Origin of the sequence: Enterobacter sp. JH25 (assembly GCF_021725435.1) — a bacterium.
Classification (GTDB): domain Bacteria; phylum Pseudomonadota; class Gammaproteobacteria; order Enterobacterales; family Enterobacteriaceae; genus Enterobacter; species Enterobacter intestinihominis.
In genome coordinates, this window is the sequence record NZ_CP091319.1 from 4,085,419 (window position 1) to 4,111,295 (window position 25,877).

22 protein-coding genes and 2 tRNA genes are annotated in these 25,877 nt (G+C 53.9%); 5 read left to right on the forward strand and 19 right to left on the reverse strand.

Features of this window, described 5'->3' with window-relative positions; all coding sequences use genetic code 11:
- Position 1 precedes the first annotated feature (1 nt).
- Positions 2 to 880: a U32 family peptidase gene (locus tag L2Y28_RS19645; protein WP_022649511.1), complete on the forward strand. Its 879-nt coding sequence runs from the start codon at positions 2 to 4 to the stop codon at positions 878 to 880.
- A 77-nt stretch (positions 881 to 957) separates the two neighbouring features.
- Positions 958 to 1,965: an LLM class flavin-dependent oxidoreductase gene (locus tag L2Y28_RS19650; RefSeq protein ID WP_022649512.1), complete on the forward strand. Its 1,008-nt coding sequence runs from the start codon at positions 958 to 960 to the stop codon at positions 1,963 to 1,965.
- 84 nt (positions 1,966 to 2,049) lie between these two features.
- On the opposite strand, the gene mtr is transcribed toward L2Y28_RS19650, so the two are convergent.
- The 12 genes from mtr to L2Y28_RS19710 form a co-directional block, all read right to left on the reverse strand.
- Positions 2,050 to 3,294: a tryptophan permease gene (gene mtr / locus L2Y28_RS19655; RefSeq protein ID WP_022649513.1), complete on the reverse strand. Its 1,245-nt coding sequence runs from the start codon at positions 3,292 to 3,294 to the stop codon at positions 2,050 to 2,052.
- Positions 3,295 to 3,436: 142 nt separating this feature from the next.
- Positions 3,437 to 5,332 (reverse strand): DEAD/DEAH family ATP-dependent RNA helicase, encoded by a 1,896-nt coding sequence (locus L2Y28_RS19660; RefSeq protein ID WP_022649514.1) that lies wholly within the window; start codon positions 5,330 to 5,332, stop codon positions 3,437 to 3,439.
- Positions 5,325 to 5,405, reverse strand: coding sequence for a protein YrbN (yrbN, locus tag L2Y28_RS19665; protein WP_097397692.1), 81 nt, complete (start codon positions 5,403 to 5,405; stop codon positions 5,325 to 5,327). Before yrbN ends, L2Y28_RS19660 begins: the two co-directional genes overlap by 8 nt.
- A 107-nt stretch (positions 5,406 to 5,512) precedes the next feature.
- Positions 5,513 to 6,397: a lipoprotein NlpI gene (gene nlpI, locus L2Y28_RS19670; protein WP_003861782.1), complete on the reverse strand. Its 885-nt coding sequence runs from the start codon at positions 6,395 to 6,397 to the stop codon at positions 5,513 to 5,515.
- A gap of 110 nt (positions 6,398 to 6,507) precedes the next feature.
- Positions 6,508 to 8,646, reverse strand: coding sequence for a polyribonucleotide nucleotidyltransferase (pnp, locus tag L2Y28_RS19675; RefSeq protein WP_022649515.1), 2,139 nt, complete (start codon positions 8,644 to 8,646; stop codon positions 6,508 to 6,510).
- A gap of 242 nt (positions 8,647 to 8,888) precedes the next feature.
- Positions 8,889 to 9,158 carry a 30S ribosomal protein S15 gene (gene rpsO, locus L2Y28_RS19680; protein WP_003861789.1) on the reverse strand — a complete coding sequence of 90 codons (270 nt, stop codon included), beginning with the start codon at positions 9,156 to 9,158 and terminating at the stop codon, positions 8,889 to 8,891.
- A 154-nt stretch (positions 9,159 to 9,312) separates the two neighbouring features.
- Entirely contained in the window at positions 9,313 to 10,263 is a 951-nt protein-coding gene (gene truB, locus L2Y28_RS19685; protein ID WP_022649516.1) for a tRNA pseudouridine(55) synthase TruB, read from the reverse strand.
- A complete protein-coding gene (rbfA, locus tag L2Y28_RS19690) occupies positions 10,263 to 10,667 on the reverse strand; it encodes a 30S ribosome-binding factor RbfA (RefSeq protein WP_003861793.1) in 405 nt (134 codons plus the stop codon). Before rbfA ends, truB begins: the two co-directional genes overlap by 1 nt.
- 106 nt (positions 10,668 to 10,773) lie before the next feature.
- Complete coding sequence (infB, locus tag L2Y28_RS19695; protein WP_022649517.1) at positions 10,774 to 13,461, reverse strand: translation initiation factor IF-2; 2,688 nt, start codon at positions 13,459 to 13,461, stop codon at positions 10,774 to 10,776.
- Positions 13,462 to 13,485: 24 nt separating this feature from the next.
- A complete protein-coding gene (gene nusA, locus L2Y28_RS19700) occupies positions 13,486 to 14,988 on the reverse strand; it encodes a transcription termination factor NusA (RefSeq protein WP_003861798.1) in 1,503 nt (500 codons plus the stop codon).
- Positions 14,989 to 15,016: 28 nt separating this feature from the next.
- A complete protein-coding gene (gene rimP / locus L2Y28_RS19705) occupies positions 15,017 to 15,469 on the reverse strand; it encodes a ribosome maturation factor RimP (RefSeq protein WP_014833432.1) in 453 nt (150 codons plus the stop codon).
- 207 nt (positions 15,470 to 15,676) lie between these two features.
- Positions 15,677 to 15,753, reverse strand: a tRNA-Met gene (locus L2Y28_RS19710).
- Between the two features lie 287 nt (positions 15,754 to 16,040).
- Between L2Y28_RS19710 and argG the strand changes: the two genes are divergently transcribed.
- Positions 16,041 to 17,387 (forward strand): argininosuccinate synthase, encoded by a 1,347-nt coding sequence (argG, locus tag L2Y28_RS19715; RefSeq protein WP_022649518.1) that lies wholly within the window; start codon positions 16,041 to 16,043, stop codon positions 17,385 to 17,387.
- A 187-nt stretch (positions 17,388 to 17,574) separates the two neighbouring features.
- Here the strand turns inward: argG and L2Y28_RS19720 are convergent.
- The 6 genes from L2Y28_RS19720 to rlmE form a co-directional block, all read right to left on the reverse strand.
- Positions 17,575 to 17,661 (reverse strand) — tRNA-Leu (locus tag L2Y28_RS19720).
- 9 nt (positions 17,662 to 17,670) lie between these two features.
- Positions 17,671 to 18,003 carry a preprotein translocase subunit SecG gene (gene secG, locus L2Y28_RS19725; protein WP_022649519.1) on the reverse strand — a complete coding sequence of 111 codons (333 nt, stop codon included), beginning with the start codon at positions 18,001 to 18,003 and terminating at the stop codon, positions 17,671 to 17,673.
- Positions 18,004 to 18,225: 222 nt separating this feature from the next.
- Complete coding sequence (glmM, locus tag L2Y28_RS19730) at positions 18,226 to 19,563, reverse strand: phosphoglucosamine mutase (RefSeq protein ID WP_003861804.1); 1,338 nt, start codon at positions 19,561 to 19,563, stop codon at positions 18,226 to 18,228.
- Positions 19,556 to 20,404 carry a dihydropteroate synthase gene (gene folP / locus L2Y28_RS19735; RefSeq protein WP_236919566.1) on the reverse strand — a complete coding sequence of 283 codons (849 nt, stop codon included), beginning with the start codon at positions 20,402 to 20,404 and terminating at the stop codon, positions 19,556 to 19,558. The genes glmM and folP overlap by 8 nt, the downstream gene beginning before the upstream one ends.
- Positions 20,405 to 20,502: 98 nt before the next feature.
- On the reverse strand, positions 20,503 to 22,437 hold the full coding sequence (ftsH, locus tag L2Y28_RS19740) for an ATP-dependent zinc metalloprotease FtsH (protein WP_003861810.1): 1,935 nt from the start codon (positions 22,435 to 22,437) through the stop codon (positions 20,503 to 20,505).
- 102 nt (positions 22,438 to 22,539) lie between these two features.
- Positions 22,540 to 23,166, reverse strand: coding sequence for a 23S rRNA (uridine(2552)-2'-O)-methyltransferase RlmE (rlmE, locus tag L2Y28_RS19745; protein WP_003861812.1), 627 nt, complete (start codon positions 23,164 to 23,166; stop codon positions 22,540 to 22,542).
- A 127-nt stretch (positions 23,167 to 23,293) separates the two neighbouring features.
- Between rlmE and yhbY the strand changes: the two genes are divergently transcribed.
- Positions 23,294 to 23,587 (forward strand): ribosome assembly RNA-binding protein YhbY, encoded by a 294-nt coding sequence (gene yhbY / locus L2Y28_RS19750; RefSeq protein ID WP_003861814.1) that lies wholly within the window; start codon positions 23,294 to 23,296, stop codon positions 23,585 to 23,587.
- 151 nt (positions 23,588 to 23,738) lie between these two features.
- Here yhbY and greA read toward each other — a convergent pair whose 3' ends face one another.
- Complete coding sequence (greA, locus tag L2Y28_RS19755) at positions 23,739 to 24,215, reverse strand: transcription elongation factor GreA (protein ID WP_014171793.1); 477 nt, start codon at positions 24,213 to 24,215, stop codon at positions 23,739 to 23,741.
- 228 nt (positions 24,216 to 24,443) lie between these two features.
- On the opposite strand from greA, the gene dacB reads away from it, so the two are divergent.
- Positions 24,444 to 25,877, forward strand: a complete 1,434-nt coding sequence (gene dacB / locus L2Y28_RS19760) for a serine-type D-Ala-D-Ala carboxypeptidase (protein WP_003861817.1) — start codon at positions 24,444 to 24,446, stop codon at positions 25,875 to 25,877.

The window sequence follows — 25,877 nt, forward strand, 5'->3', positions numbered from 1 at the left end:
CATGAAATATTCATTAGGGCCGGTGCTTTACTACTGGCCAAAAGAGACGCTGGAAGATTTTTACCAGCAGGCGGCTAACAGCAGCGCCGATGTGATTTACCTCGGCGAAGCGGTGTGCAGCAAGCGCCGTGCCACCAAAGTGGGCGACTGGCTGGATATGGCGAAAAGCCTGGCCGGCAGCGGCAAGCAGGTGGTGCTCTCGACGCTGGCGCTGGTGCAGGCGTCCTCTGAACTGGGCGAGCTGAAGCGCTACGTCGAAAACGGTGAGTTCCTGCTGGAGGCGAGCGACCTGGGCGTGGTGAACATGTGCGCCGAGCGTAAGCTGCCGTTTGTCGCCGGACATGCGCTGAACTGCTATAACGCGGTGACCCTGCGCCTGCTGCTCAAACAGGGGATGACACGCTGGTGCATGCCGGTTGAGCTCTCCCGCGACTGGCTGGTCAACCTGCTAAATCAGTGTGACGAGCTGGGCATTCGCAATCAGTTTGAAGTCGAAGTGCTGAGCTACGGCCATCTGCCGCTGGCCTACTCTGCCCGCTGCTTCACCGCGCGTTCCGAAGATCGCCCGAAAGACGAGTGTGAAACCTGCTGCATTAAGTACCCGAACGGACGCAGCATGCTGTCGCAGGAGAATCAGCAGGTGTTTGTCCTCAACGGCATTCAGACTATGAGCGGTTACGTCTATAACCTCGGCAACGAGCTGGCGTCAATGCATGGGTTGGTGGATATGGTGCGTCTTTCGCCGCTCGATACCGGCGTGTTCGCCATGCTGGACGCCTTCCGTGCCAACGAAAACGGCACCTCGCCGCTGCCGCTGACGGCAAACAGCGACTGCAACGGTTACTGGAAACGTCTCGCCGGGCTGGAATTGCAGGGGTAAAAAAGCTCACTTTGTTAACAACGGTTATCATTTTTTAATGCAGTATTAAAGATTGACCGTCGACAAAGTGAGCTGTTATGACTGACAAAACCATTCCGTTTTCGGTGCTGGATCTGGCACCGATTCCACAAGGCTCCTCGGCAAGAGAAGCCTTTTCGCACTCTCTGGATCTGGCTCAGCTTGCCGAAAAACGTGGCTATCACCGCTACTGGCTGGCGGAGCACCATAACATGGTGGGCATCGCCAGCGCTGCCACCTCAGTGCTGATTGGCTATCTGGCGGCGAATACCACTACTTTGCACCTTGGCTCCGGTGGCGTGATGCTGCCGAACCATGCCCCGCTGGTGATTGCCGAGCAGTTTGGCACCCTGAATACACTCTACCCCGGTCGCATTGATTTGGGTCTTGGTCGCGCGCCGGGCAGCGACCAACCGACCATGCGCGCCCTGCGTCGCCATATGAGCGGCGATATCGACAACTTCCCGCGTGATGTAGCGGAGCTGGTAGACTGGTTCGATGCGAGCGATCCTAACCCGCACGTGCGCCCGGTGCCGGGCTACGGCGAGAAAATCCCGGTGTGGCTGTTAGGCTCAAGTCTGTACAGCGCACAGCTTGCCGCACAGCTGGGGCTGCCGTTCGCGTTCGCTTCCCACTTCGCACCGGATATGCTGCATCAGGCTCTGCATCTCTACCGCACAAACTTCAAGCCTTCCGAGCGTCTTGAGAAGCCGTATGCGATGGTGTGCATCAATATCATTGCCGCCGACAGCAACCGCGACGCGGAATTCCTGTTTACCTCCATGCAGCAGGCGTTTGTGAAGCTGCGTCGCGGCGAGACGGGCCAGTTGCCACCACCGGTAGAAAATATGCATCAGCTGTGGTCGGCCTCCGAGCAGTATGGCGTGCAGCAGGCCCTGAGCATGTCGCTGGTGGGTGATAAGGCGAAGGTGCGTCACGGTCTGGAGGCAGTGCTACGAGAAACGCAGGCGGATGAAATTATGGTCAACGGCCAGATTTTCGATCATCAGGCGCGTTTGCATTCATTTGATCTGGCGATGCAGGTGAAAGAGGAGTTGGTGGGGTAGTTTTTTGCCGGATGGCGGCTTCGCCTTATCCGGCCTACGCGATCCCTGTAGGCCCGGTAAGCGTAGCGCCACCGGGCTTTCTGTTTACTGATACACGGGCAACAGATTAAAACTCGACAGCATGTGCACAACCGCATTGCCGAGACCAAATACCAGGATCAGCGCAATCATCGGTTTTCCGCCCCAGACGCGGAATTTCGGGCTGCCGAAGCGCTTACGTGATTTACGCGCCAGCAGCGCCGGTACAATCGCCGCCCAGATGGTAGCCGCCAGTCCTGCATAGCCGATGGCGTACAGGAAACCGTTCGGCCACAGCAGGCCGCCCACAATCGGCGGCAGGAAGGTTAACAGCGCCGTTTTGAAGCGCCCCATCGCAGAGTCATCAAAACCAAACAGATCTGCCAGGTAGTCAAACAGGCCCAGCGTCACGCCGAGAAATGAGCTCGCCACCGCAAAGTTAGAGAAGACCACCAGAAGCAGATCCAGACTGCGGCTGTTCAGCACGCCACTCAGCGCCTGTACCAGCACATCAATGTTACCGCCCTTCTGCGCAATGCCGATAAATTCCGGACGCGGGATGTTACCCATCGTCCCCAGCAGCCAGATCACATACAGCCCCAGCGCCAGCAGCGTGCCGTAAATCAGGCATTTCACGATGGTGCGCGGATCCTTGCCGTAGTACTTCATCAGGCTCGGTACGTTGCCGTGGTAGCCGAACGACGCCAGACAGAATGGCAACGTCATAAGCAGGTATGGCGTGTAGGAGGTGTTCACTTCCGCAACGTTAAACAGCGTGGCCGGCGTGACGTGCCCCAGCAGGCTGCCGAAGGTCAGGAAGAAGGTGATGACCTTGGCGCCCAACACGATCGCCGTCATGCGGCTGACCGCTTTGGTGCTCATCCAGACGATAAACGCCACGCCCAGCGCGAAGCAGAGACCCGCCAGACGCGCCGGAACGTTCAGCGACATCTCGGAGAAGGTGTGATGGAGAATCGATCCGCTCGCTGAAATGTACGCGTAGGTCAGGATATAGAGTACAAACGCGATGGACAACCCGTTCACCATGTTCCAGCCTTTGCCCAGCAGATCTCGGGTGATGGTGTCGAAGCTGGAGCCAATGCGGTAGTTCAGGTTTGCTTCAAGGATCATCAGCCCGGAATGGAGCATGCAGAACCAGGTGAAAACCAGCGCCGCCAGCGACCAGAAGAACCACGCACCGGACATAACCACTGGCAGGGAGAACATCCCGGCACCAATAATGGTTCCGCCGATGATCACCACGCCGCCAAGCAGCGAAGGTGACGTTTGGGTGGTGGTTAGTGTTGCCATGCGGCCTTATCTCCAGTCAAAAATGTGGTGTGCATTTTAATGTGATGCACTGTACCAGTACAAGAGTACAAAAGGAATAAAAAAAGCCCCGATAACAACTATCGGGGCTGTATATTTTACTTTACGTCAAAAGCGAAAAGGCTTACGCGTCACCGAAACGACGACGGCTGGTGCCTTCTTCGCGGCGTGGGCCACGATTTTCACGGCGCTCGCCGGAGAAACGACGAGGTTCGCCAGTGCGACCTTCGCTACGACCGCCTTCACGACGCTCGCCACCGAAGCTGCGACCACCGCCACGGCGTTCGCCACCGCGGTCAGAGCGAGGCTGTGCATCACCCATCAGTTGCATGTTCATTGGCTTGTTCAGAATGCGGGTGCGAGTAAAGTGCTGCAGTACTTCGCCCGGCATGCCTTTTGGCAGCTCGATCGTTGAGTGTGAACCGAACAGCTTGATGTTACCGATGTAACGGCTGCTGATGTCGCCTTCATTAGCGATCGCGCCAACGATGTGACGAACTTCAACACCATCATCACGGCCCACTTCAATGCGATACAGTTCCATTTCGCCAGCGTCACGACGCTCGCGACGTGGACGGTCTTCACCACCACGCTCTGGACGGTCACCGCGTGGACCACGGTCGTTACGGTCGCCACGACGTTCGAAACGATCGTCACGGTCACGGAACTCACGCTTAGGACGCATCGGTGCATCAGGTGGCACGATCAGGCTACGTTCGCCCTGCGCCATTTTCAGCAGTGCTGCGGCCAGGGTTTCCATGTCCAGCTCTTCGCCTTCAGCGACAGGCTGGATCTGGGACAGCAGCGCACGGTACTGATCCAGATCGCTGCTTTCCAGCTGCTGCTGTACTTTCGCGGCGAATTTTTCCAGACGGCGTTTGCCCAGCAGTTCTGCGTTTGGCAGCTCAGCTTCTGGAATGGTCAGCTTCATGGTGCGTTCAATGTTACGCAGCAGACGACGCTCGCGGTTCTCAACGAACAGCAGCGCACGGCCCGCACGACCCGCACGACCGGTACGGCCGATACGGTGAACGTAAGACTCGGAGTCCATTGGGATATCGTAGTTTACAACCAGGCTGATACGCTCAACGTCCAGACCACGTGCTGCCACGTCGGTTGCAATCAGGATATCCAGACGACCGTCTTTCAGACGCTCCAGAGTCTGCTCACGCAGCGCCTGGTTCATGTCGCCGTTCAGCGCTGCGCTGTTATAGCCGCTACGCTCCAGCGCTTCAGCCACTTCCAGGGTCGCGTTTTTGGTACGTACGAAGATAATCGCCGCATCAAAATCTTCCGCTTCCAGGAAACGGACCAGCGCTTCGTTTTTGCGCATGCCGTATACAGACCAGTAGCTCTGGCTGATGTCCGGGCGAGTGGTCACGCTAGACTGAATACGCACTTCCTGCGGCTCTTTCATGAAGCGGCGGGTAATGCGACGGATCGCTTCTGGCATGGTTGCAGAGAACAGAGCGGTCTGATGACCTTCCGGGATCTGCGCCATGATGGTTTCAACGTCTTCGATGAAGCCCATACGCAGCATTTCGTCTGCTTCATCCAGTACCAGGCCGCTCAGCTTAGAGAGGTCCAGGGTACCGCGCTTCAGGTGATCCAGCAGACGGCCCGGCGTACCGACAACAATCTGTGGGCCCTGGCGCAGGGCGCGTAACTGCACGTCATAACGCTGGCCGCCGTACAGGGCTACCACGTTTACGCCGCGCATATGTTTAGAGAATTCCGTCATTGCTTCAGCAACCTGAACAGCCAGTTCACGGGTTGGAGCCAGGACGAGGATCTGCGGTGCACGCAGGTCCGGATCAATGTTGTTCAGCAGCGGCAGCGAGAATGCTGCGGTTTTACCGCTACCGGTCTGGGCCATGCCCAGCACGTCACGACCAGAAAGCAGGTGTGGGATACACTCAGCCTGGATCGGAGATGGTTTTTCGTAACCCAGATCGTTAAGGGCTTCAAGGATAGGAGCCTTCAGGCCCAGATCTGCAAAAGTGGTTTCGAATTCAGCCATGTAGTACAAGTGCCTCGATATTAATGGCGGCCAGTCTACTTAGCTCATCGTGAAAATGATTAGCAATTTTCATTGAAAAGTGTGAACCGGCTCAAATTAGGTGTATTGACGAACAACAACGCCCTCACCAGTGAAGGTGATGGCAATCAAAAGATTACGGGCTGATGTTTATGTCGTCAGCTATTGCTGGTCCGATTCTGCCAGGTCGTCTTGCTCCTGGCCCAAGAGCGATAATTCCAACAATGCATAACGGTGCTCAACGAAGTTATGTACGTTGTTAGCAACCGCTAATTTGAACAGTGCCGTAGCGCTGTCCATATCCCCCAGACTTAGGTAGTACTTACCTAAATAGAAGTTGGTTTCACTGAGATGCTCAGCGAGCGAGGTGTTATCCGTTGCGTCCGCCTTGAGGCGTTCCATCAGCGTTGCTTCGCTAATGTTGCCCAGGTAGAACTCGACAATGTTCCATCCCCACTGTTCCTTGTCCGATTTCTCGAAGCGCTGTTTCAGTGCTTCTTTGGCCTGCTTCTCATCGAGCTTCTGCTCAACGATGTAAAGCCACAGGCTGCGGAAAGGATCATTAGGATCGTCTTGATAAAACGCCAGCAGATCATCTTGCGCTAACTTATCACGACCGCCGTAATACAATGCGATACCGCGATTCAAGTGCGCGTAGTTGTAAGTTGGATCAAGCTCAAGTACAGAATCAAACGCTTCATAGGCAGCATCAAAATTGCCTGCCTGCGTTAAATAAATGCCTAAGTAATTGAATACTTCAGGCATATCAGGTCGAATTGCCAGCGCTTGTGAAAAATCATTTCGCGCTAATGCCCTCAGACCGAGACTATCATACAACACTCCGCGCTCATATAAAAGCTGTGCGCGTTCGTCATCGGTTAAAGCCCGACTGGCAAGTATTTGTTCCATGCGTGCCAGAATCACTTCCTGCTGCAAAGTCGGTTGCAATGGCACTGCGAGGACTTCGCTCTTACGCCAGGCAGAGTTGCTGCATCCTGCCAGCGTTAAAGCTGTCGCAACGAAACACCAGCGCAAAAAAGGCTTCATTTCCCACTCCCGAAGACAACTATTGGATGAACGTCCTGTCCCCCGGCGGCTTAACAAGGCGTCCTGCCTGATAATAAGCCCTCCGCCTGCGCGGAGGGCAAATGGCAACCTTACTCGCCTTGCTGTTCGGCAGCCGGAGCTTCCGGCGCCGCAGCAGGCTGAGACTGCTCGGTTGCTTCTTTAATGCTCAGACGGATACGGCCCTGGCGGTCAACTTCCAGAACTTTCACCGGTACTTCCTGACCCATTTGCAGGTAATCGGTCACTTTCTCAACGCGCTTGTCAGCGATCTGAGAGATATGTACCAGACCTTCTTTACCGCCACCGATGGCAACGAATGCGCCAAAGTCAACGATACGGGTCACTTTACCATTGTAGATACGGCCCACTTCGATTTCTGCTGTAATCTCTTCGATACGGCGGATAGCATATTTCGCTTTCTCACCGTCGGTTGCTGCGATTTTCACAGTACCGTCATCTTCGATTTCGATGGTGGTGCCCGTTTCTTCGGTCAGTGCACGGATAACAGAACCGCCCTTACCGATAACATCTTTGATCTTGTCTGGATTGATCTTGATGGTGTGAATACGCGGAGCGAATTCAGAGATATCACCGCGTGGTGCGTTGATAGCCTGTTCCATCACGCCCAGGATGTGCAGACGCGCACCTTTAGCCTGGTTCAGAGCAACCTGCATGATCTCTTTAGTGATACCTTCAATTTTGATATCCATCTGCAGGGCAGAGATACCGTCGCGGGAACCCGCCACTTTGAAGTCCATATCACCCAGGTGGTCTTCGTCACCCAGAATGTCAGACAGAACAACGAAGTTGTCGCCTTCTTTCACCAGACCCATTGCGATACCCGCAACGGCGGCTTTGATCGGCACGCCTGCATCCATCAGCGCCAGAGAGGCACCACACACGGAAGCCATGGAAGAAGAACCGTTGGATTCAGTGATTTCAGACACGACACGTACGGTGTACGGGAATTTGTCTGCTTCTGGCATTACTGCCAGCACGCCGCGCTTCGCCAGACGACCGTGACCAATTTCACGACGCTTCGGTGAGCCAACCATACCGGTCTCGCCCACAGAGTACGGAGGGAAGTTGTAGTGGAACAGGAAGCTGTCAGTGCGCTCGCCCATCAGTTCATCGATGTTCTGTGCGTCACGTGCAGTACCCAGGGTAGCGGTAACCAGCGCCTGGGTTTCACCACGGGTGAACAGCGCGGAACCGTGAGTACGTGGCAGCACGCCAGTACGCACATCCAGACCACGGATCATGTCCTTTTCACGGCCATCAATACGCGGCTCGCCTGCCAGTACGCGACTACGAACAACGTTTTTCTCAATAGCGTGCAGGATTTCGCTCAGCTCGTTAGCGTCCAGCGTTTCGTCTTCCGCGATCAGGGTTGCGATGGTTTCATCTTTGATCACGTCAACCTGAGCATAACGCTCCTGTTTGTCTGTAATGCGATATGCATCGCTCAGACGAGATTCTGCCAGTGCAGCTACGCGTGCGTTCAGCGCGTCGTTTACCGCTTCTGGCTGCCAGTCCCAACGTGGTTTACCGGCTTCTTTCACCAGGTCGTTGATGTTCTGGATAACAATCTGCTGCTGGTCGTGGCCGAAGACCACTGCGCCCAGCATCTGGTCTTCACTCAGCAGTTCTGCTTCAGATTCAACCATCAGAACTGCTGCTTCAGTACCGGCAACAACCAGGTCCAGCTTACTCTCTTTCAGCTCTTCCTGAGTTGGGTTCAGCACGTACTGGTCGTTGATGTAACCGACGCGCGCGGCACCGATTGGGCCATTGAATGGGATACCAGACAGTGACAGGGCAGCAGACGCACCGATCATCGCTACGATGTCCGGGTTAACCTGTGGGTTAACGGAAACAACGGTTGCGATAACCTGCACTTCATTGACGAAGCCTTCCGGGAACAGCGGACGAACCGGGCGGTCAATCAGACGCGCGATCAGGGTTTCGCCTTCGCTTGGACGGCCTTCACGACGGAAGAAGCCACCCGGGATTTTACCGGCAGCGTAGGTACGCTCCTGGTAGTTAACGGTCAGTGGGAAGAAGTCCTGACCTGGTTTAGCTTTTTTCTGGCCAACTACGGTAACGAATACAGCAGTGTCATCCATGCTTACCATTACGGCAGCAGTAGCCTGACGAGCCATCATGCCGGTTTCCAGCGTGACGGTATGCTGACCATACTGGAATTTACGAACGATCGGATTCAGCAAAATTCTGTCCTTTCTTAAATGTTTGAAAGCACACCTCAGGTGTGCTGACGATTTAACCCGACCCTCTTCGCATCCTCGCGACTAATGACAACCGACACCCCCATGGGTGAAGCCTCTCATTAGCCGCGCGAACCTCTGCAATGAAGATCATTTATAGCAACAATACAATAGTTTCCCCTGAATTGCTGCCGTCTGGTTGAAAAAAGGGGCCATCAGGCCCCCTTTTCTGAAACTCGCAAGAATTAGCGACGCAGACCCAGACGCTCGATCAGCGCGGTGTAGCGTGCAACATCTTTACGCTTCAGGTAGTCGAGCAGTTTACGACGCTGAGAAACCATACGCAGCAGACCACGACGGCTGTGGTGATCTTTTTTGTGCTCTGCAAAGTGACCCTGCAGGTGGTTAATCTGTGCAGTCAGCAGTGCAACCTGAACTTCGGTAGAACCGCTGTCGTTAGTACCACGACCAAACTCAGAAACGATTTTAGCTTTAGCTTCAACGCTTAGAGACATTTTCAAACTCCAAAGTATAAAGAATGTAAGGATGCCGATCTCTAATTCAGCTATCCCATGTACGCCCCGCAGATTGTTAAACAATTTACCAGGCGTTAAGCGGCGATATTCTACTCGTCTCCCCTGCTTATCGCAAGGTGAGGCGTTATCACCGTCACGCTTCGACCGGGTATTCGACGACCAGACGACGCGGGGCAACGCGCCCTTCACCGTCCATTTCGCCCATCCCGATAAACTTGCCTTCCTCCCCTTCCGTCACACGGACCAGGCCCTCAAGCGGCGCCCCCGTTGTGCGGACCGGGTTTCCGTTCTTAAAGTAAACGGACGATGTTAAAGGAAGATTAACAACCGGGAAATCTGCTGCCGGACTGTCCATTGGCATCAGCAGCGGATCCAGCAGATCTGCCGGCGCAATTCCCTGCGCTTGCGCCTGTTCAGCCAGGGCGTGCAGATGCTCAAGCGTTACCATACGTTCGACCGGATACTTGCTGACCGCCAGACGACGCAGATAAATCACATGCGCGCCGCAGCCCAGCTTTTCACCGAGGTCGTCAATGATGGTGCGGATGTAGGTCCCTTTCGAACAGTGTACTTCCAGCTCCAGCTCATCACCTTCGTGGCGAATGAACAACAGCTCATACACGGTAATCGGACGGGCTTCACGCGGAACGTCAATGCCCTGACGCGCATATTCGTAAAGCTTCTTGCCCTGATATTTCAACGCCGAATACATCGACGGCACCTGCATTGTGTCGCCCCGGAAGCTCTCCAGCGCCGCATCAAGTTGCTCTGCGCTGAAGGTTACCGGGCGCTCTTCAACCACCTGACCATCCGCATCGGAAGTGTCCGTGCGCTGGCCCAGTTTGGCAATCACGCGGTAGCGCTTATCGGAATCCAGCAGATACTGGGAAAACTTTGTCGCTTCACCCAGGCAGATCGGGAGCATCCCGGTTGCCAGCGGATCCAGCGCGCCGGTGTGCCCCGCGCGATTGGCGTTATAAATACGCTTTACTTTTTGCAGCACGTCGTTGCTGGATGCGCCATGTGGTTTATCCAGCAACAGCACGCCATGCACGTCACGACCGCGACGACGAGGACGACTCATCAGTCCTCCTTGCTGTCGTCCGCCGGGTTAACACGACGCTCATCGTCATGTTTCACCACGCTGGTCACCAGGTTGGACATACGCATACCCTCAACCAGCGAGTTGTCGTAGAAGAAGGTCAGCTCCGGCACAATACGCAGACGCATCGCTTTGCCAAGCAGAGAGCGGATGAAACCAGAGGCTTCCTGCAGCGCTTTAATGCCGTTCTTCACGGCGTCTTCATCCTGGTCATTCAGGAATGTCACAAACACTTTGGCGTACGCCAGGTCGCGGGACATTTCCACGCCAGACACGGTGGTCATCATCCCCACGCGTGGATCTTTGATTTCACGTTGCAGAATGAGAGCGATCTCTTTCTGCATCTCCTGCGCGACGCGCTGTGGGCGACCAAATTCTTTCGCCATAATAAATTCTCCAGACAAAAAAGGGGCTTAAGCCCCTTTTTAAAATTACTGCCGGGTGGCGCTTCGCTTACCCGGCCTACGCTAACTAATCTTCAGTTGACGAAGATTACGCGATGGTACGCTGAATTTCGATGATCTCGAACACTTCGATCATATCGCCAACGCGAACGTCGTTGTAGTTCTTAACACCGATACCACATTCCATGCCGTTACGAACTTCGTTAACGTCATCTTTGAAGCGGCGCAGGGATTCCAGCTCACCTTCGTAGATAACCACGTTGTCGCGCAGTACGCGGATTGGGTTGTGACGCTTAATGGTCCCTTCGGTAACCATACAGCCCGCGATCGCACCGAATTTCGGTGATTTGAACACGTCACGTACTTCAGCCAGACCGATGATCTGCTGTTTCAGCTCAGGAGACAGCATGCCGCTCATCGCTGCTTTCACTTCGTCAATCAGGTTATAGATGACGGAGTAGTAACGCAGATCCAGGCTTTCAGCATCGATAACTTTACGCGCAGATGCGTCAGCACGAACGTTGAAGCCAACCAGGATAGCGTTGGACGCGGCTGCCAGGGTTGCGTCGGTTTCGGTGATACCACCTACGCCAGAACCGATGATCTTCACTTTCACTTCGTCGGTAGACAGTTTCAGCAAGGAGTCGGAGATCGCTTCCACAGAACCCTGTACGTCCGCTTTCAGAACGATGTTCACTTCGTGAACTTCGCCTTCAGTCATGTTGGCGAACATGTTCTCGAGTTTAGATTTCTGCTGGCGAGCCAGTTTCACCTCACGGAATTTACCCTGACGATACAGCGCCACTTCACGTGCTTTCTTCTCGTCACGTACCACGGTTACTTCGTCACCGGCAGCCGGAACACCGGACAGGCCGAGGATTTCCACTGGGATGGACGGACCCGCTTCCAGCACTTCCTGACCCAGTTCGTTACGCATCGCACGAACGCGACCGTATTCGAAACCACACAGAACAATGTCGCCCTTGTGCAGAGTACCTTCGCGAACCAGAACGGTTGCAACCGGACCACGACCTTTATCCAGGAAGGATTCGATTACCGCGCCGCTCGCCATACCTTTACGAACCGCTTTCAGCTCCAGAACTTCAGCCTGAAGCAGGATAGCGTTCAGCAGGTCGTCGATACCGGTACCTGCTTTTGCAGATACAGGGATGAACTGCGCTTCACCGCCCCACTCTTCCGGCATAACGCCGTACTGTGACAGTTCGTTCTTAACGCGATCCATATCGGCTTCTGGCTTATCGATTTTGTTGACTGCAACAACCAAAGGCACCTGCGCCGCTTTCGCGTGCTGGATAGCTTCAATGGTCTGTGGCATCACGCCATCATCGGCAGCAACAACCAGAACAACGATATCCGTTGCCTGAGCACCACGAGCACGCATTGAGGTAAACGCTGCGTGGCCTGGGGTATCCAGGAAGGTGATCATGCCGTTTTCGGTTTCTACGTGGTAAGCACCGATATGCTGGGTAATACCACCCGCTTCGCCGGAGGCAACCTTAGTAGAACGAATGTAGTCAAGCAGAGAGGTTTTACCGTGGTCAACGTGACCCATGATGGTCACAACCGGTGCGCGCGGTTCAGCCGCTGCGCCCGTATCACGGTCGCTCATTACTGCTTCTTCCAGCTCGTTTTCACGACGCAGGATAACTTTGTGGCCCATCTCCTCGGCAACCAGCTGTGCGGTTTCCTGGTCGATGACCTGGTTGATGGTGGCCATTGCGCCCAGCTTCATCATCGCTTTGATGACCTGAGAGCCTTTCACCGCCATCTTGTTAGCCAGTTCGCCAACGGTGATGGTTTCGCCGATCACAACGTCACGGTTAACGGCCTGAGCTGGCTTCTGGAAGCCCTGCTGCAGAGCGGAACCTTTACGCTTACCGCCTTTACCACCGCGAACCGCTGCACGTGCTTCTTCACGGTCAGCTTTAGATTCAGCGTGCTTGTTACCTTTTTTCGCAGGACGCGCCGCTTTTGTACTGCGAGTACGGCCACGACCACCTTCAACTTCACGGTCGTTATCGTCTTCTGCCTGGCGCGCATGCTGAGAAGTGGTTACGTGATAATCGCTGTTGTCTTCAGTTGGTTCAGCGGTATTCACACCGTTCTTCTCGTTTTCTTCTGCCATGCGACGCGCTTCTTCGGCGACGCGGCGAGCTTCTTCTTCAAGCTTTCGGCGGGCTTCTTCTTCCGCTTTACGCTTCAGCTCGGCAGCTTCATTTTCACGGCGGGCTTTTTCAGCCTGGGCAGTTTTGGTCATTTCGTCGGTCTGTTGATTGCTCACTTTGTCTTTTTCCGCAGCGTCACGCTTCGCTTTTTCACCGGCGTCGCGTTTCGCTTTTTCTGCGGCCTCACGTTCAGCTTTTAATTCTGCTTCGCGTTTAGCAGTGGCTTCTGCCTCACGCTGAGCTTGTTCTTCCGCTTCACGCTGTGCCTGCTCTTCCGCAGCAAGGCGTTCTGCCTCTTGCGGATCACGTTTTACAAAGGTGCGCGTCTTGCGGACTTCAATTTGTACCGATTTGCTTTTGCCACCGGTACCAGGGATGTTCAACGTGCTACGCGTTTTGCGCTGCAGCGTTAACTTGTCAGGCGTAGAGCCGTGTTCACGGTTCAGGTGCGCTAACAAGGTTTGTTTTTCTTGCGCGGTCACCGAGTCATCAGCGGCCTTCGGGATCCCTGCATCAGCAAATTGCTGTACCAGGCGGTCCACGGAGGTCTGAATCTCAGCAGCCAGCGATTTTACAGTTACATCAGTCATGCTGTTCCTTCCTGCTACAGTTTATTACGCTTCGTCGCCGAACCAGCAAATATTACGTGCGGCCATGATGAGTTCGCCGGCTTTCTCGTCGGTTAAACCTTCGATATCAGCCAGGTCATCAACGCCTTGCTCAGCGAGATCTTCCAGCGTACAAACACCACGGGCAGCCAGCTTGAACGCAATCGCACGATCAAGACCTTCCAGATTCAGCAGGTCATCAGCCGGCTTCTTATCGCCAAGGCTTTCTTCCTGAGCCAGCGCCAGGGTGGTCAGTGCGTTTTTAGCGCGTTCACGCAGGGCTTCAACGGTTGGTTCATCCAGACCGTCAATTTCCAGCAGCTCTTTCATTGGCACGTAGGCCAGTTCTTCCAGCGTAGAGAAACCTTCTTCAACCAGCACAGTGGCGAAGTCTTCGTCAATGTCCAGGTATTTGGTGAAGGTATCGATCGCCGCGTGGGCTTCAGCCTGATGCTTGGCCTGAAGGTCATCAACGGTCATCACGTTGAGTTCCCAGCCGCTCAGCTGTGACGCCAGACGTACGTTCTGACCGTTACGGCCAATCGCCTGCGCCAGGTTGCCCGCTTCTACAGCGATATCCATGGTGTGTTTGTCTTCGTCAACAACGATAGACGCCACATCGGCCGGTGCCATTGCGTTGATCACGAACTGCGCCGGATTGTCGTCCCACAGAACGATATCAATACGCTCGCCGCCCAGTTCGGTAGAAACCGCCTGAACACGTGCGCCACGCATACCGACGCAAGCACCGACCGGGTCGATACGCTTGTCGTTGGTTTTCACCGCAATTTTCGCACGGGAACCCGGATCGCGGGCCGCCGCTTTGATTTCGATAACTTCTTCGCCGATTTCCGGCACTTCGATACGGAACAGTTCAACCAGCATTTCTGGTTTAGAACGCGTCACGAACAGCTGTGCACCACGTGCTTCAGGACGTACGGCATACAGCACACCACGAATACGGTCGCCTGGGCGGAAGTTTTCACGCGGCAGCATGTCTTCACGCAGGATAACAGCTTCAGCGTTACCCGGCAGCCCTTCGGATTTGATCTCCAGAGAGATGTTATCGCGGTTCACTTTCTTCACCACGCCAGTGATGATTTCGCCTTCCTGATCGCGGAACTGATCGACAACCAGCGCGCGCTCGGCTTCGCGAACTTTCTGCACGATAACCTGCTTCGCGGTCTGGGTGGTGATACGGTCGAAGGTGACAGATTCAATCTGATCTTCAACGTAGTCACCCACGTTCAGACTTTCGTCTTCAAAACGTGCCGCTTCCAGGGTGATCTCTTTGGTCGGTTGGGTCACTTCTTCAACGATTACCCAACGACGGAATGTATCGAAGTCACCGCTTTTACGATCGATTTCTACGCGAACATCGATCTCTTGTTCGTATTTTTTCTTGGTTGCTGTAGCTAGTGCACTTTCCAGCGCTTCGAAAATCTTCTCACGCGGCAGTGATTTCTCGTTGGAGACGGCTTCAACAACAGCCAAAATTTCTTTGTTCATCGCGGGCTTTTCACCTCAATCCAGACTGTTAAAAGTGGGGAACCAGGTTCGCCTTCTGGATATTACTCAGCGCGAACACTTCATCTTTGCCTTCGACTGTCACCGTGATCATTTCACCATCAACGGCTTTGATAATTCCCTGCCATTTACGGCGGTTCTGTACGGCCATACGCAGAACGAGAGCCACTTCTTCACCGGTAAAGCGCACATAGTGCTCGGCCGTGAACATCGGACGATCGAGGCCAGGTGAGGAAACTTCCAGGTTGTACGCAACGGTAATCGGATCTTCAACATCAAGAACCGCACTCACCTGGTGGCTGACATCAGCACAATCATCAACATTGATGCCATCTTCACTATCAATATAGATGCGCAGCGTCGATGTGCGGCCGCGAACGAATTCGATGCCGACCAGTTCGTAGCCCAGTGCTTCGACCGGTGCAGTAATCATCTCTGTTAATTTTTGCTCTAATGTGGACAAGCCCACCCCCAAGACATAAAAAAAGGGCGTAAAGCCCAGTTATTCTGTAGTCAGATAACAAAAAACCCCGATAAATCGGGGCTTTAGATAACTGAACCCTATAGCCACAACTGTGGCCTGGAGCACTTTCCGAAAGAATTTTTTCAAATCCAGCTACGAAGGCTCTAAGTCTTCACAGTATATTTGAAAAAGAACTTTACAGGAAAGTGGTTGCGGGGGCCGGATTTGAACCGACGACCTTCGGGTTATGAGCCCGACGAGCTACCAGGCTGCTCCACCCCGCGCCTGAAACGTGGCAAATTCTACGCGTTTTGGACAGAATTTGCAAATAATGCTGGGATTTGGTACCGAAGACGGGACGTAAAATCGGCGTTTAGTATATTGATAGTTGACCCCACCTGTCAACCCAGCTTCTGCCAGACAGAACAGACCAATTTTTTTACAAAAAACGCACGAGTCTCTTCCGGTCTTCGACAAAAGATGATTAAATGAATACTCACTTATTTTGCATAAAAATGCACAAGAGAGCGAAAGCGGTCTCTAATCAGTCAATCAAGCAGGGTTTTATTCTATGACGACGATTCTCAAGCATCTTCCGGTAGGACAACGTATTGGCATCGCTTTCTCAGGCGGCCTGGATACCAGCGCTGCACTGCTGTGGATGCGCCAGAAGGGAGCGGTTCCGTATGCATATACTGCGAACCTGGGTCAGCCGGACGAGGAAGATTATGACGCGATCCCTCGTCGTGCCATGGAGTATGGCGCAGAGAACGCACGTCTGATTGACTGCCGTAAGCAACTGGTCGCTGAAGGCATTGCCGCTATCCAGTGCGGTGCTTTTCATAATACTACCGGCGGCCTGACCTATTTTAATACCACTCCGCTGGGTCGTGCTGTCACCGGCACCATGCTGGTCGCCGCCATGAAAGAAGATGGCGTGAACATCTGGGGTGATGGCAGTACCTATAAAGGCAACGATATTGAACGTTTCTATCGTTACGGTCTGCTGACCAACGCTGAGTTGCAGATCTACAAACCGTGGCTGGATACCGACTTCATCGACGAACTGGGTGGCCGTCATGAAATGTCTGAGTTTATGATTGCCTGCGGCTTTGACTATAAGATGTCCGTTGAGAAAGCCTACTCAACCGACTCCAACATGCTGGGTGCGACGCACGAAGCGAAAGACCTGGAATTCCTGAACTCCAGCGTAAAAATTGTTAACCCGATCATGGGCGTAAAATTCTGGGATGAGAACGTGAAGATCCCGGCGGAAGAAGTGACCGTGCGTTTCGAACGCGGCCATCCGGTTGCCCTGAACGGTAAAACCTTCTCAGACGATGTTGAACTGATGCTGGAAGCGAACCGCATCGGCGGTCGTCACGGTCTGGGTATGAGCGATCAGATCGAAAACCGTATCATCGAAGCGAAAAGCCGTGGCATTTACGAAGCTCCGGGGATGGCGCTGCTGCACATCGCTTACGAGCGTCTGCTGACCGGTATTCACAACGAAGACACCATTGAGCAGTATCACGCTCATGGCCGTCAGCTGGGCAAACTGCTGTATCAGGGTCGCTGGTTTGATCCACAGGCGCTGATGCTGCGTGACGCCCTGCAACGTTGGGTGGCGAGCGCAATCACCGGCGAAGTGACGCTGGAACTGCGTCGCGGCAATGATTACTCCATCCTCAATACCGTGTCTGACAACCTGACCTATAAAGCAGAGCGTCTGACCATGGAGAAAGGTGAGTCAGTATTCTCTCCGGACGATCGTATTGGCCAGCTGACCATGCGTAACCTGGACATCACCGATACCCGTGAGAAGCTGTTCAACTATGTTGAGAATGGCCTGCTCTCCGCGAATTCCGGTAATGGTCTGCCGCAGGTTGAGAATCTGGAACACAGCGATAAGAAGTAATCGACAGCAAGACATGCAAAAGGCGCCCAATGGGCGCCTTTTTTGTGGTCTTCGTAGGCCCGGTAAGCGCAGCGCCACCGGGCAAAACGGCGGGCGGCGCTGCGCTTACCCGCCCTACAATAGATCGGAAACACAGAATGTACAGACGAAAAAAAAGACGTCTTGCGACGTCTTTCTTCTGGAATATTGGTACCGAGGATGGGACTCGAACCCACAAGCCCGTTAGGGCACTACCACCTCAAGGTAGCGTGTCTACCAATTCCACCACCTCGGTACTGAATACTTACTGCGGGATATCGCTGGTTGGCTTAGCCGGTGCAGCTGGCTGAGTTTGCTCACTTTTTGCTGGCGCGCTCAGATTTTCCCACTCGCTTCCTTTACTGGTCTTGTTGCTGTTGATATTGCCCAGCACCAGACTGATGATGAAGAACAGCGTAGCCAGAATCGCCGTCGTACGGGTCATGAAGTTCGCAGAACCACTTGAACCGAACAGCGTACCGGAAGCGCCTGCTCCGAAGGAGGCTCCCATATCAGCGCCTTTACCTTGCTGCAGCATAATCAGCGCTACGAGAGCGATGGCTACAATAAGGAAAATAACTAAAAGAGCTTCGTACATAATCAACCTGTTCCTTGCGGATTTGCCGCATACCAATGCTTCGACCAATTAGCAGGATTTTGTTTCCCACTGAAGCGGGTGTGAATACTAACCAAAGCGAATCACCTTCGCAAGGGCATTTTCGAGGCATTGTATCAACTGCGGAAAAAAACAGCAAAAAGCGATTAATTGCTTAAAACAAAGGCGGCAAACGCCGCCTTTTTAAACACTTATTCTGAAAGATTATGCAGCTTTCACTGCATCCGCAATGCGGTGCGCAAATTCAGTTACCTGCGCTTCGTCTTCACCTTCCACCATCACGCGGATCAGCGGCTCGGTACCCGACTTACGCAGCAGGACGCGTCCACGGCTGCCAAGCGTCGCTTCCACCTCTGCCATCACCGCTTTCACGTTATCATTTTCCAGCGGGTCGCCTTTACCAGCGGTGAAACGCACGTTCACCAGGATCTGCGGGAACATTTTCATGCCGCTGCACAGATCGTGCAGGCTCATATGGTTACGCGCCATCGCGGCAACAACCTGAAGCGCCGCCACAATGCCGTCACCGGTGGTGGTTTTATCGAGCAGGATCACGTGGCCGGAGTTTTCCGCGCCAATGCGCCAGCCTTTTTCCTGAAGTTTTTCCAGCACGTAGCGGTCACCCACTTTCGCGCGAACAAACGGGATGCCCAGCTGTTTCAGCGCCAGCTCCAGACCCATATTGCTCATCAGCGTGCCCACCGCGCCACCGCGCAGTTGCCCCTGACGCAGGCCTTCACGCGCAATGATGTAGAGGATCTGATCGCCATCGACCTTGTTACCTTCGTGGTCAACCATGATCACACGATCGCCATCGCCATCCAGGGCAATACCCAGATCGGCTTTTTCAGCCAGTACACGCGCCTGCAAGGCACGCACGTCTGTCGCGCCGACTTCTTCATTGATGTTCAGACCGTCCGGCTCGCAGCCGATGGTGATCACTTTCGCACCCAGCTCGCGGAAAACATTCGGCGCAATGTGATAGGTCGCACCGTTTGCACAGTCCACCACAATTTTGAGGTGTGCCAGGCTCAGTTCATTCGGGAACGTGCCTTTGCAGAATTCAATGTAGCGGCCTGCGGCATCGACAATACGGTTGGCTTTACCCAACTCAGCGGAGTCGACACAGGTGATCTCTTTCTCCATTTCCGCTTCAATCGCCTCTTCCACGTCATCCGGCAGTTTAGTGCCGTCGATGGAGAAGAATTTGATACCGTTGTCATAGAACGGATTATGAGAAGCTGAAATGACGATGCCCGCTTCCGCACGGAAGGTACGAGTCAGATAGGCAACAGCAGGGGTCGGCATTGGCCCCGTAAAGGAAGCTGAAAGCCCCGCCGCCGCCAGCCCGGCTTCCAGCGCGGACTCCAGCATATAACCCGAAATACGGGTATCTTTACCAATAATGATCTTACGGGAGCCATGACGCGCCAGTACCTTACCCGCCGCCCAGCCCAGCTTCAGGACAAAGTCAGGGGTAATTGGCGCATCGCCTACGCGCCCACGGATGCCATCGGTACCAAAATATTTACGATTACTCATAGCGTTTGTTTTCCTTCGCTGCCAGTGTGGCTTCCACCACACGCATGGCTTCTACTGTTTCTTTTACGTCATGGACGCGAATGATGTGTGCACCTTGCATCGCGGCAATCACCGCGCAGGCCAGACTGCCGCTCAGACGTTCGTTCGGCCCGACATTCAACAACTGACCAATCATCGATTTTCTCGACATTCCCACTAGCAGTGGCAGGCCGAACTGATGAAACTCTGATAAGCGCGCAAGCAACGCGTAATTGTGTGAGAGATTTTTACCGAAACCGAAGCCCGGGTCGAGCAGCAATTTCTCTTTTGCGATACCCGCACGTTCACAGCGTTCGATATGCTCAATAAAGAAGCGGGTGACGTCGGCAAACACATCTTCATATTTTGGCGCCTCCTGCATTGTCTTAGGCTGGCCCTGCATATGCATCAGACACACCGGTAGCCCGGTTTCAGCGGCGGCTTCAATTGCGCCCGGCTCGATCAGCGAGCGGATATCATTGATAATGTGAGCGCCCACTCTCGCCACTTCACGGATCACTTCGGGTTTGGAGGTATCAACGGAGATCCACACTTCAAAGCGCCGGGCGATAGCCTCCACCACCGGCACCACGCGCGCCAGCTCTTCTTCCACCGAAACCTCCGCCGCGCCAGGCCGCGTTGACTCCCCTCCAACGTCAATGATGGTGGCACCCGCGTTGATCATTAAATTCGCGTGTTTAACCGCGTCGATAAGCGAGTTATGCGTGCCGCCGTCAGAGAAGGAATCAGGCGTGACATTCAGGATCCCCATCACATGCGGATGTGAAAGGTCGAGATGCGAGTCCTGGGCGAAGAGTTTCATGGCTAAATCCCTGTTATTTGCATGGTTATATAAAAAAGAAAAACCCCGGAGCACGCTCCAGGGTTTGATGTACAGACAAACGCTTCAACAGCAGTGACTTACTTGTCGCCCAACTGCTCTGACATGGTGTTGCCCGGGTTTGGCGTACGCGGTTCATCGACCGGACGCGGTGCACGCGGGGTGCCATTGTTGTCAGAATTGTTAGACGCGCCTGGGTCTTCCCAGCCTGCTGGCGGACGCACTTCGCGGCGAGCCATCAGGTCGTCAATCTGCGGAGCATCGATGGTCTCATATTTCATGAGCGCATCTTTCATCGAATGCAGGATGTCCATATTGTCATTCAGGATCTGACGGGCGCGAGCGTAGTTACGCTCAATCAGCGCTTTCACTTCCTGGTCGATGATACGAGCCGTTTCATCGGACATATGTTTCGCTTTTGCCACGGAGCGGCCCAGGAATACTTCGCCCTCTTCTTCTGCATAGAGCAGCGGACCGAGTTTGTCGGAGAAGCCCCACTGGGTCACCATGTTACGTGCCAGGTTTGTCGCCACTTTAATATCGTTCGACGCACCGGTGGAAACATGTTCCGCACCGTAGATGATCTCTTCTGCCAGACGACCGCCGTACAGGGTTGAAATCTGACTTTCCAGCTTCTGACGGCTGGCGCTGATCGCGTCGCCTTCAGGCAGGAAGAAGGTCACACCCAACGCACGACCGCGTGGAATGATCGTCACCTTGTGTACCGGATCGTGTTCCGGCACCAGACGACCGATAATCGCGTGGCCCGCTTCGTGATATGCCGTGGACTCTTTCTGCGCTTCCGTCATCACCATGGAGCGACGTTCCGCACCCATCATGATTTTGTCTTTCGCTTTCTCAAATTCCACCATGGACACTACACGTTTGTTACCGCGAGCGGCAAACAGTGCTGCCTCGTTGACCAGGTTAGCCAGATCCGCACCGGAGAAGCCTGGAGTACCACGCGCGATGATTGCCGCGTCGATATCTGGCGCCAGCGGTACGCGACGCATATGCACTTTCAGGATCTGTTCACGACCACGAACATCCGGCAGACCGACCACAACCTGACGGTCGAAACGGCCTGGACGCAGCAGCGCAGGGTCGAGTACGTCTGGACGGTTAGTTGCCGCGATAACGATGATACCTTCGTTACCTTCAAAGCCGTCCATTTCAACCAGCATCTGGTTCAGGGTCTGCTCACGTTCATCGTGACCACCGCCCAGGCCTGCGCCACGCTGGCGGCCAACGGCGTCGATTTCATCGATGAAGATGATGCACGGTGCTGCCTTCTTAGCCTGCTCGAACATGTCACGCACACGAGATGCACCGACACCCACGAACATTTCAACGAAGTCAGAACCTGAAATAGTAAAGAACGGGACCTTCGCTTCACCCGCGATGGCTTTTGCCAGCAGGGTTTTACCGGTACCCGGAGGGCCGACCATCAGGACGCCTTTCGGGATCTTACCGCCCAGTTTCTGGAAACGGCTCGGCTCGCGCAGGTATTCAACCAGTTCACCCACCTCTTCTTTTGCTTCGTCACAACCTGCTACGTCAGCAAAGGTGGTCTTGATCTGGTCTTCCGTCAGCATACGCGCCTTGCTCTTACCGAACGACATGGCACCTTTGCCACCACCGCCCTGCATCTGGCGCATAAAGAAGATCCAGACACCGATAAGAAGCAGCATCGGGAACCAGGAAATGAAGATAGAAGCCAACAGGCTTGGTTCTTCCGGCGGCTCGCCTACCACTTTGACGTTTTTGGTCAGAAGGTTATCAAGCAGCTTAGGATCGTTCACCGGGATGTAAGTCGTGTAACGGTTACTATCTTTCTTGGTAACGTTGATCTCACGTCCGTTGATACGCGCTTCGCGAACCTGGTCCTGATTGACCTCTTGCAGGAAGGTAGAATAATCCACCTTGCGGCCATTCGACTCGCTGGGCCCAAAGCTCTGGAAAACTGACATCAGCACAACGGCAATGACCAGCCAGAGTATTAGGTTTTTCGCCATGTCACTCAAGGGATTAACCTCATATTACAACTGTGTTAAAAACAGCGTCAGGATACTCTATATCCAGTTTCATTCAAACTTTCGCCTGAAATCTACCGGTTATCATTTTCGCCCGGTCGCTACAATATACACTTCACGGGAACGGGCCCGGGAAGAGTCCGGCTTACGAACTTTGACCTTCGCAAACAGGGAGCGAATTTCCTTAAGATACTCCTCGAAACCTTCGCCCTGAAACACCTTCACAACAAAACTACCACCAGGCGCTAGTACATCACGACACATTTCTAACGCTAGTTCCACCAGATACATGGCGCGGGGGATATCCACCGCCGGTGTTCCACACATATTTGGTGCCATATCCGACATGACAACCTGGACCTTACTGTCACCTACACGATCAAGTAATGCTTTAAGCACTAATTCATCACGAAAGTCGCCCTGAAGGAAGTCGACACCGACGATGGGATCCATTGGTAAAAGATCGCATGCGATGATTCGGCCCGTTCCGCCGATCTGCGTAACCGCATACTGAGACCATCCGCCAGGTGCCGCACCGAGGTCGACCACCGTCATTCCCGGTTTAAAAAGTTTGTCACTTTGCTGTATTTCATCAAGTTTAAACCAGGCACGGGAACGTAACCCCTTTTTCTGCGCCTGTTGAACATATTTATCGCTAAAGTGTTCCTGAAGCCAGCGGCTGGAGCTGGCAGAACGCTTTTTACCTGTCATTTAACATTTCCGTCCTGGTTCATCGTTACTTGCCTGTGACGTAAATTTCTACGCAGCTATTTGGCGATATTAGGGAGATGGCGGTAGAATGAACCGTTTTCAATCCTAACGTAAGCAAAAATATACGATGAATCTGAGTACTAAACAAAAACAGCACCTTAAAGGTCTGGCACATCCGCTCAAGCCTGTAGTGATGCTTGGCAACAATGGTTTGACCGAAGGGGTGCTTGCCGAGATTGAACAAGCGCTGGAACACCACGAGCTGATCAAGGTGAAAATCGCCTCTGAAGACAGAGACACTAAAAACCTGATCGTGGAAGCCATCGTGCGCGAAACCGGCGCCTGTAATGTACAGGTCATCGGTAAAACGCTGGTGCTCTATCGCCCATCTAAAGAGCGCAAAATCTCGCTGCCACGTTAAGGATATCCTGAATCAAACACATTTTCTGTGTGAAACGAGGGATTTCTTTCAGCAGGCGAGCAAAATGCCATGCTCCTTGAGTTGATAAAAGGCCGCTATGCGGCCTTTTTCTTTTCTTTACAATGTATCAACATCTTAGAAGAGAAGCGAATTACAGGTATTCAACCTTAATAATTTCGTATTCCACTTCGCCACCCGGGGTGCGGATAGTCACAACATCATCCTGCTCTTTGCCAATCAGGCCGCGAGCAATCGGGGAGTTCACCGAAATCAGGTTCTGTTTGAAGTCCGCTTCATCATCACCCACGATGCGATAGGTTTGCTCTTCGTCGTTGTCCAGATTCAGGACGGTGACGGTAGAGCCGAAGATCACGCGACCGTTGTTTGGCATTTTAGTGATATCGATAACCTGCGCATTGGACAGTTTCGCTTCGATATCTTTGATGCGCCCCTCGCAGAAACCCTGCTGCTCACGCGCCGCGTGGTATTCAGCATTCTCTTTCAGGTCGCCATGCTCACGCGCATCCGCGATAGCGGCGATGATTTCAGGGCGACGTACGGATTTCAGAAAATCCAGCTCTTCGCGCAGTTTTTCGGCACCACGTAAGGTCATCGGAATAGCTTGCATTTGTTATACCTCTTAAACATTCCTGTTGGGAGCAGTGTTCCCTGCTCCAGCCCACCTGAACAGGCCAGAAGCAAAAAGAAAACCGACCCGGGAGCAACGCCCCAGGTCAGCAGCAATTTTTCAATTTGATACGCATTTTACCGCGAAGTTCACTATGGGTCATCGTTTACTTTACAGTGCCATGCACCGTAGTATGACGGTTTGTTTTCGGGTTGTTAGCGCGAGATTATGCGATTTTCCAGTTTTATCATCGGATTGACTACCAGTATAACGTTCACCGTTCAGGCCGCGAATGTTGATGAGTACATTAATCAACTGCCCGCCGGCGCGAACCTTGCCCTGATGGTGCAGAAGGTTGGCGCGCAGGCTCCCGAGATTGACTATCACAGTCAACAGATGGCGCTGCCTGCCAGTACCCAGAAGGTGATCACTGCCCTCGCCGCCCTGCTCCAGCTCGGGCCTGACTTCCGTTTTACTACCACCCTTGAAACCAGAGGTAACGTTGAGGGTGGCGAACTGAAAGGCGATCTTATCGCCCGTTTTGGTGGCGATCCCACCTTTAAGCGCCAGGATGTCCGCAACATGGTGGCGGTACTGAAAAAATCCGGCGTAACAAAAATTGATGGCAACGTGCTGATCGACACCTCCATTTTCGCCAGCCACGATAAAGCGCCTGGCTGGCCATGGAACGACATGACGCAGTGCTTTAGCGCCCCGCCAGCCGCCGCCATCGTTGACCGTAACTGCTTCTCCGTATCGCTTTACAGCGCGCCAAAACCCAATGACTTAGCGTTTATCCGCGTGGCGTCTTACTACCCGGTCACGATGTTCAGCCAGGTGCGGACGCTGGCGAAAGGCTCCCCGGAGGCACAGTATTGTGAGCTCGACGTGGTACCGGGCGATCTCAATCGCTATACGCTCACCGGCTGCCTGACCCAGCGGGCCGATCCCCTCCCGCTGGCCTTTGCCATTCAGGATGGCGCAGGCTATGCCGGTGCCATTTTTAAAGATGAACTGAAGCAGGCGGGCATAACCTACACCGGAACGCTGCTGCGCCAGACGCAGGTGAATGAACCAGGCACGGTGATTGCCAGTAAACAGTCCGCGCCACTGCATGATTTGCTTAAGATTATGCTGAAAAAGTCGGATAACATGATTGCCGACACGGTGTTCCGTATGATTGGGCACGCGCGCTTTGGTGTGCCAGGAACCTGGCGGGCCGGTTCTGATGCCGTACGTCAGATCCTGCGCCAGCAGGCGGGTATCGATCTGGGCAATACGATCGCTGTCGACGGTTCCGGTTTATCGCGCCATAACCTGATCTCACCGGCCACCATGATGCAGGTGTTGCAGTACATCGCTCAGCATGACGCTGAGCTAAACTTTATTACAATGCTGCCGCTCGCCGGACACGATGGGTCACTTCAGTACCGTGCGGGCCTTCACGCTGCAGGCGTGGATGGCAAAGTGTCAGCCAAAACGGGTTCCCTGCAGGGCGTTTACAACCTTGCCGGTTTTATCACGACAGCCAGCGGGCAACGCATGGCCTTTGTGCAGTATCTGTCCGGCTATGCCGTCGAACCGGCTGACCAGCGCAATCGTCGTATTCCACTGGTGCGTTTCGAAAGCAGGCTCTATAAGGACATCTACCAGAATAACTAG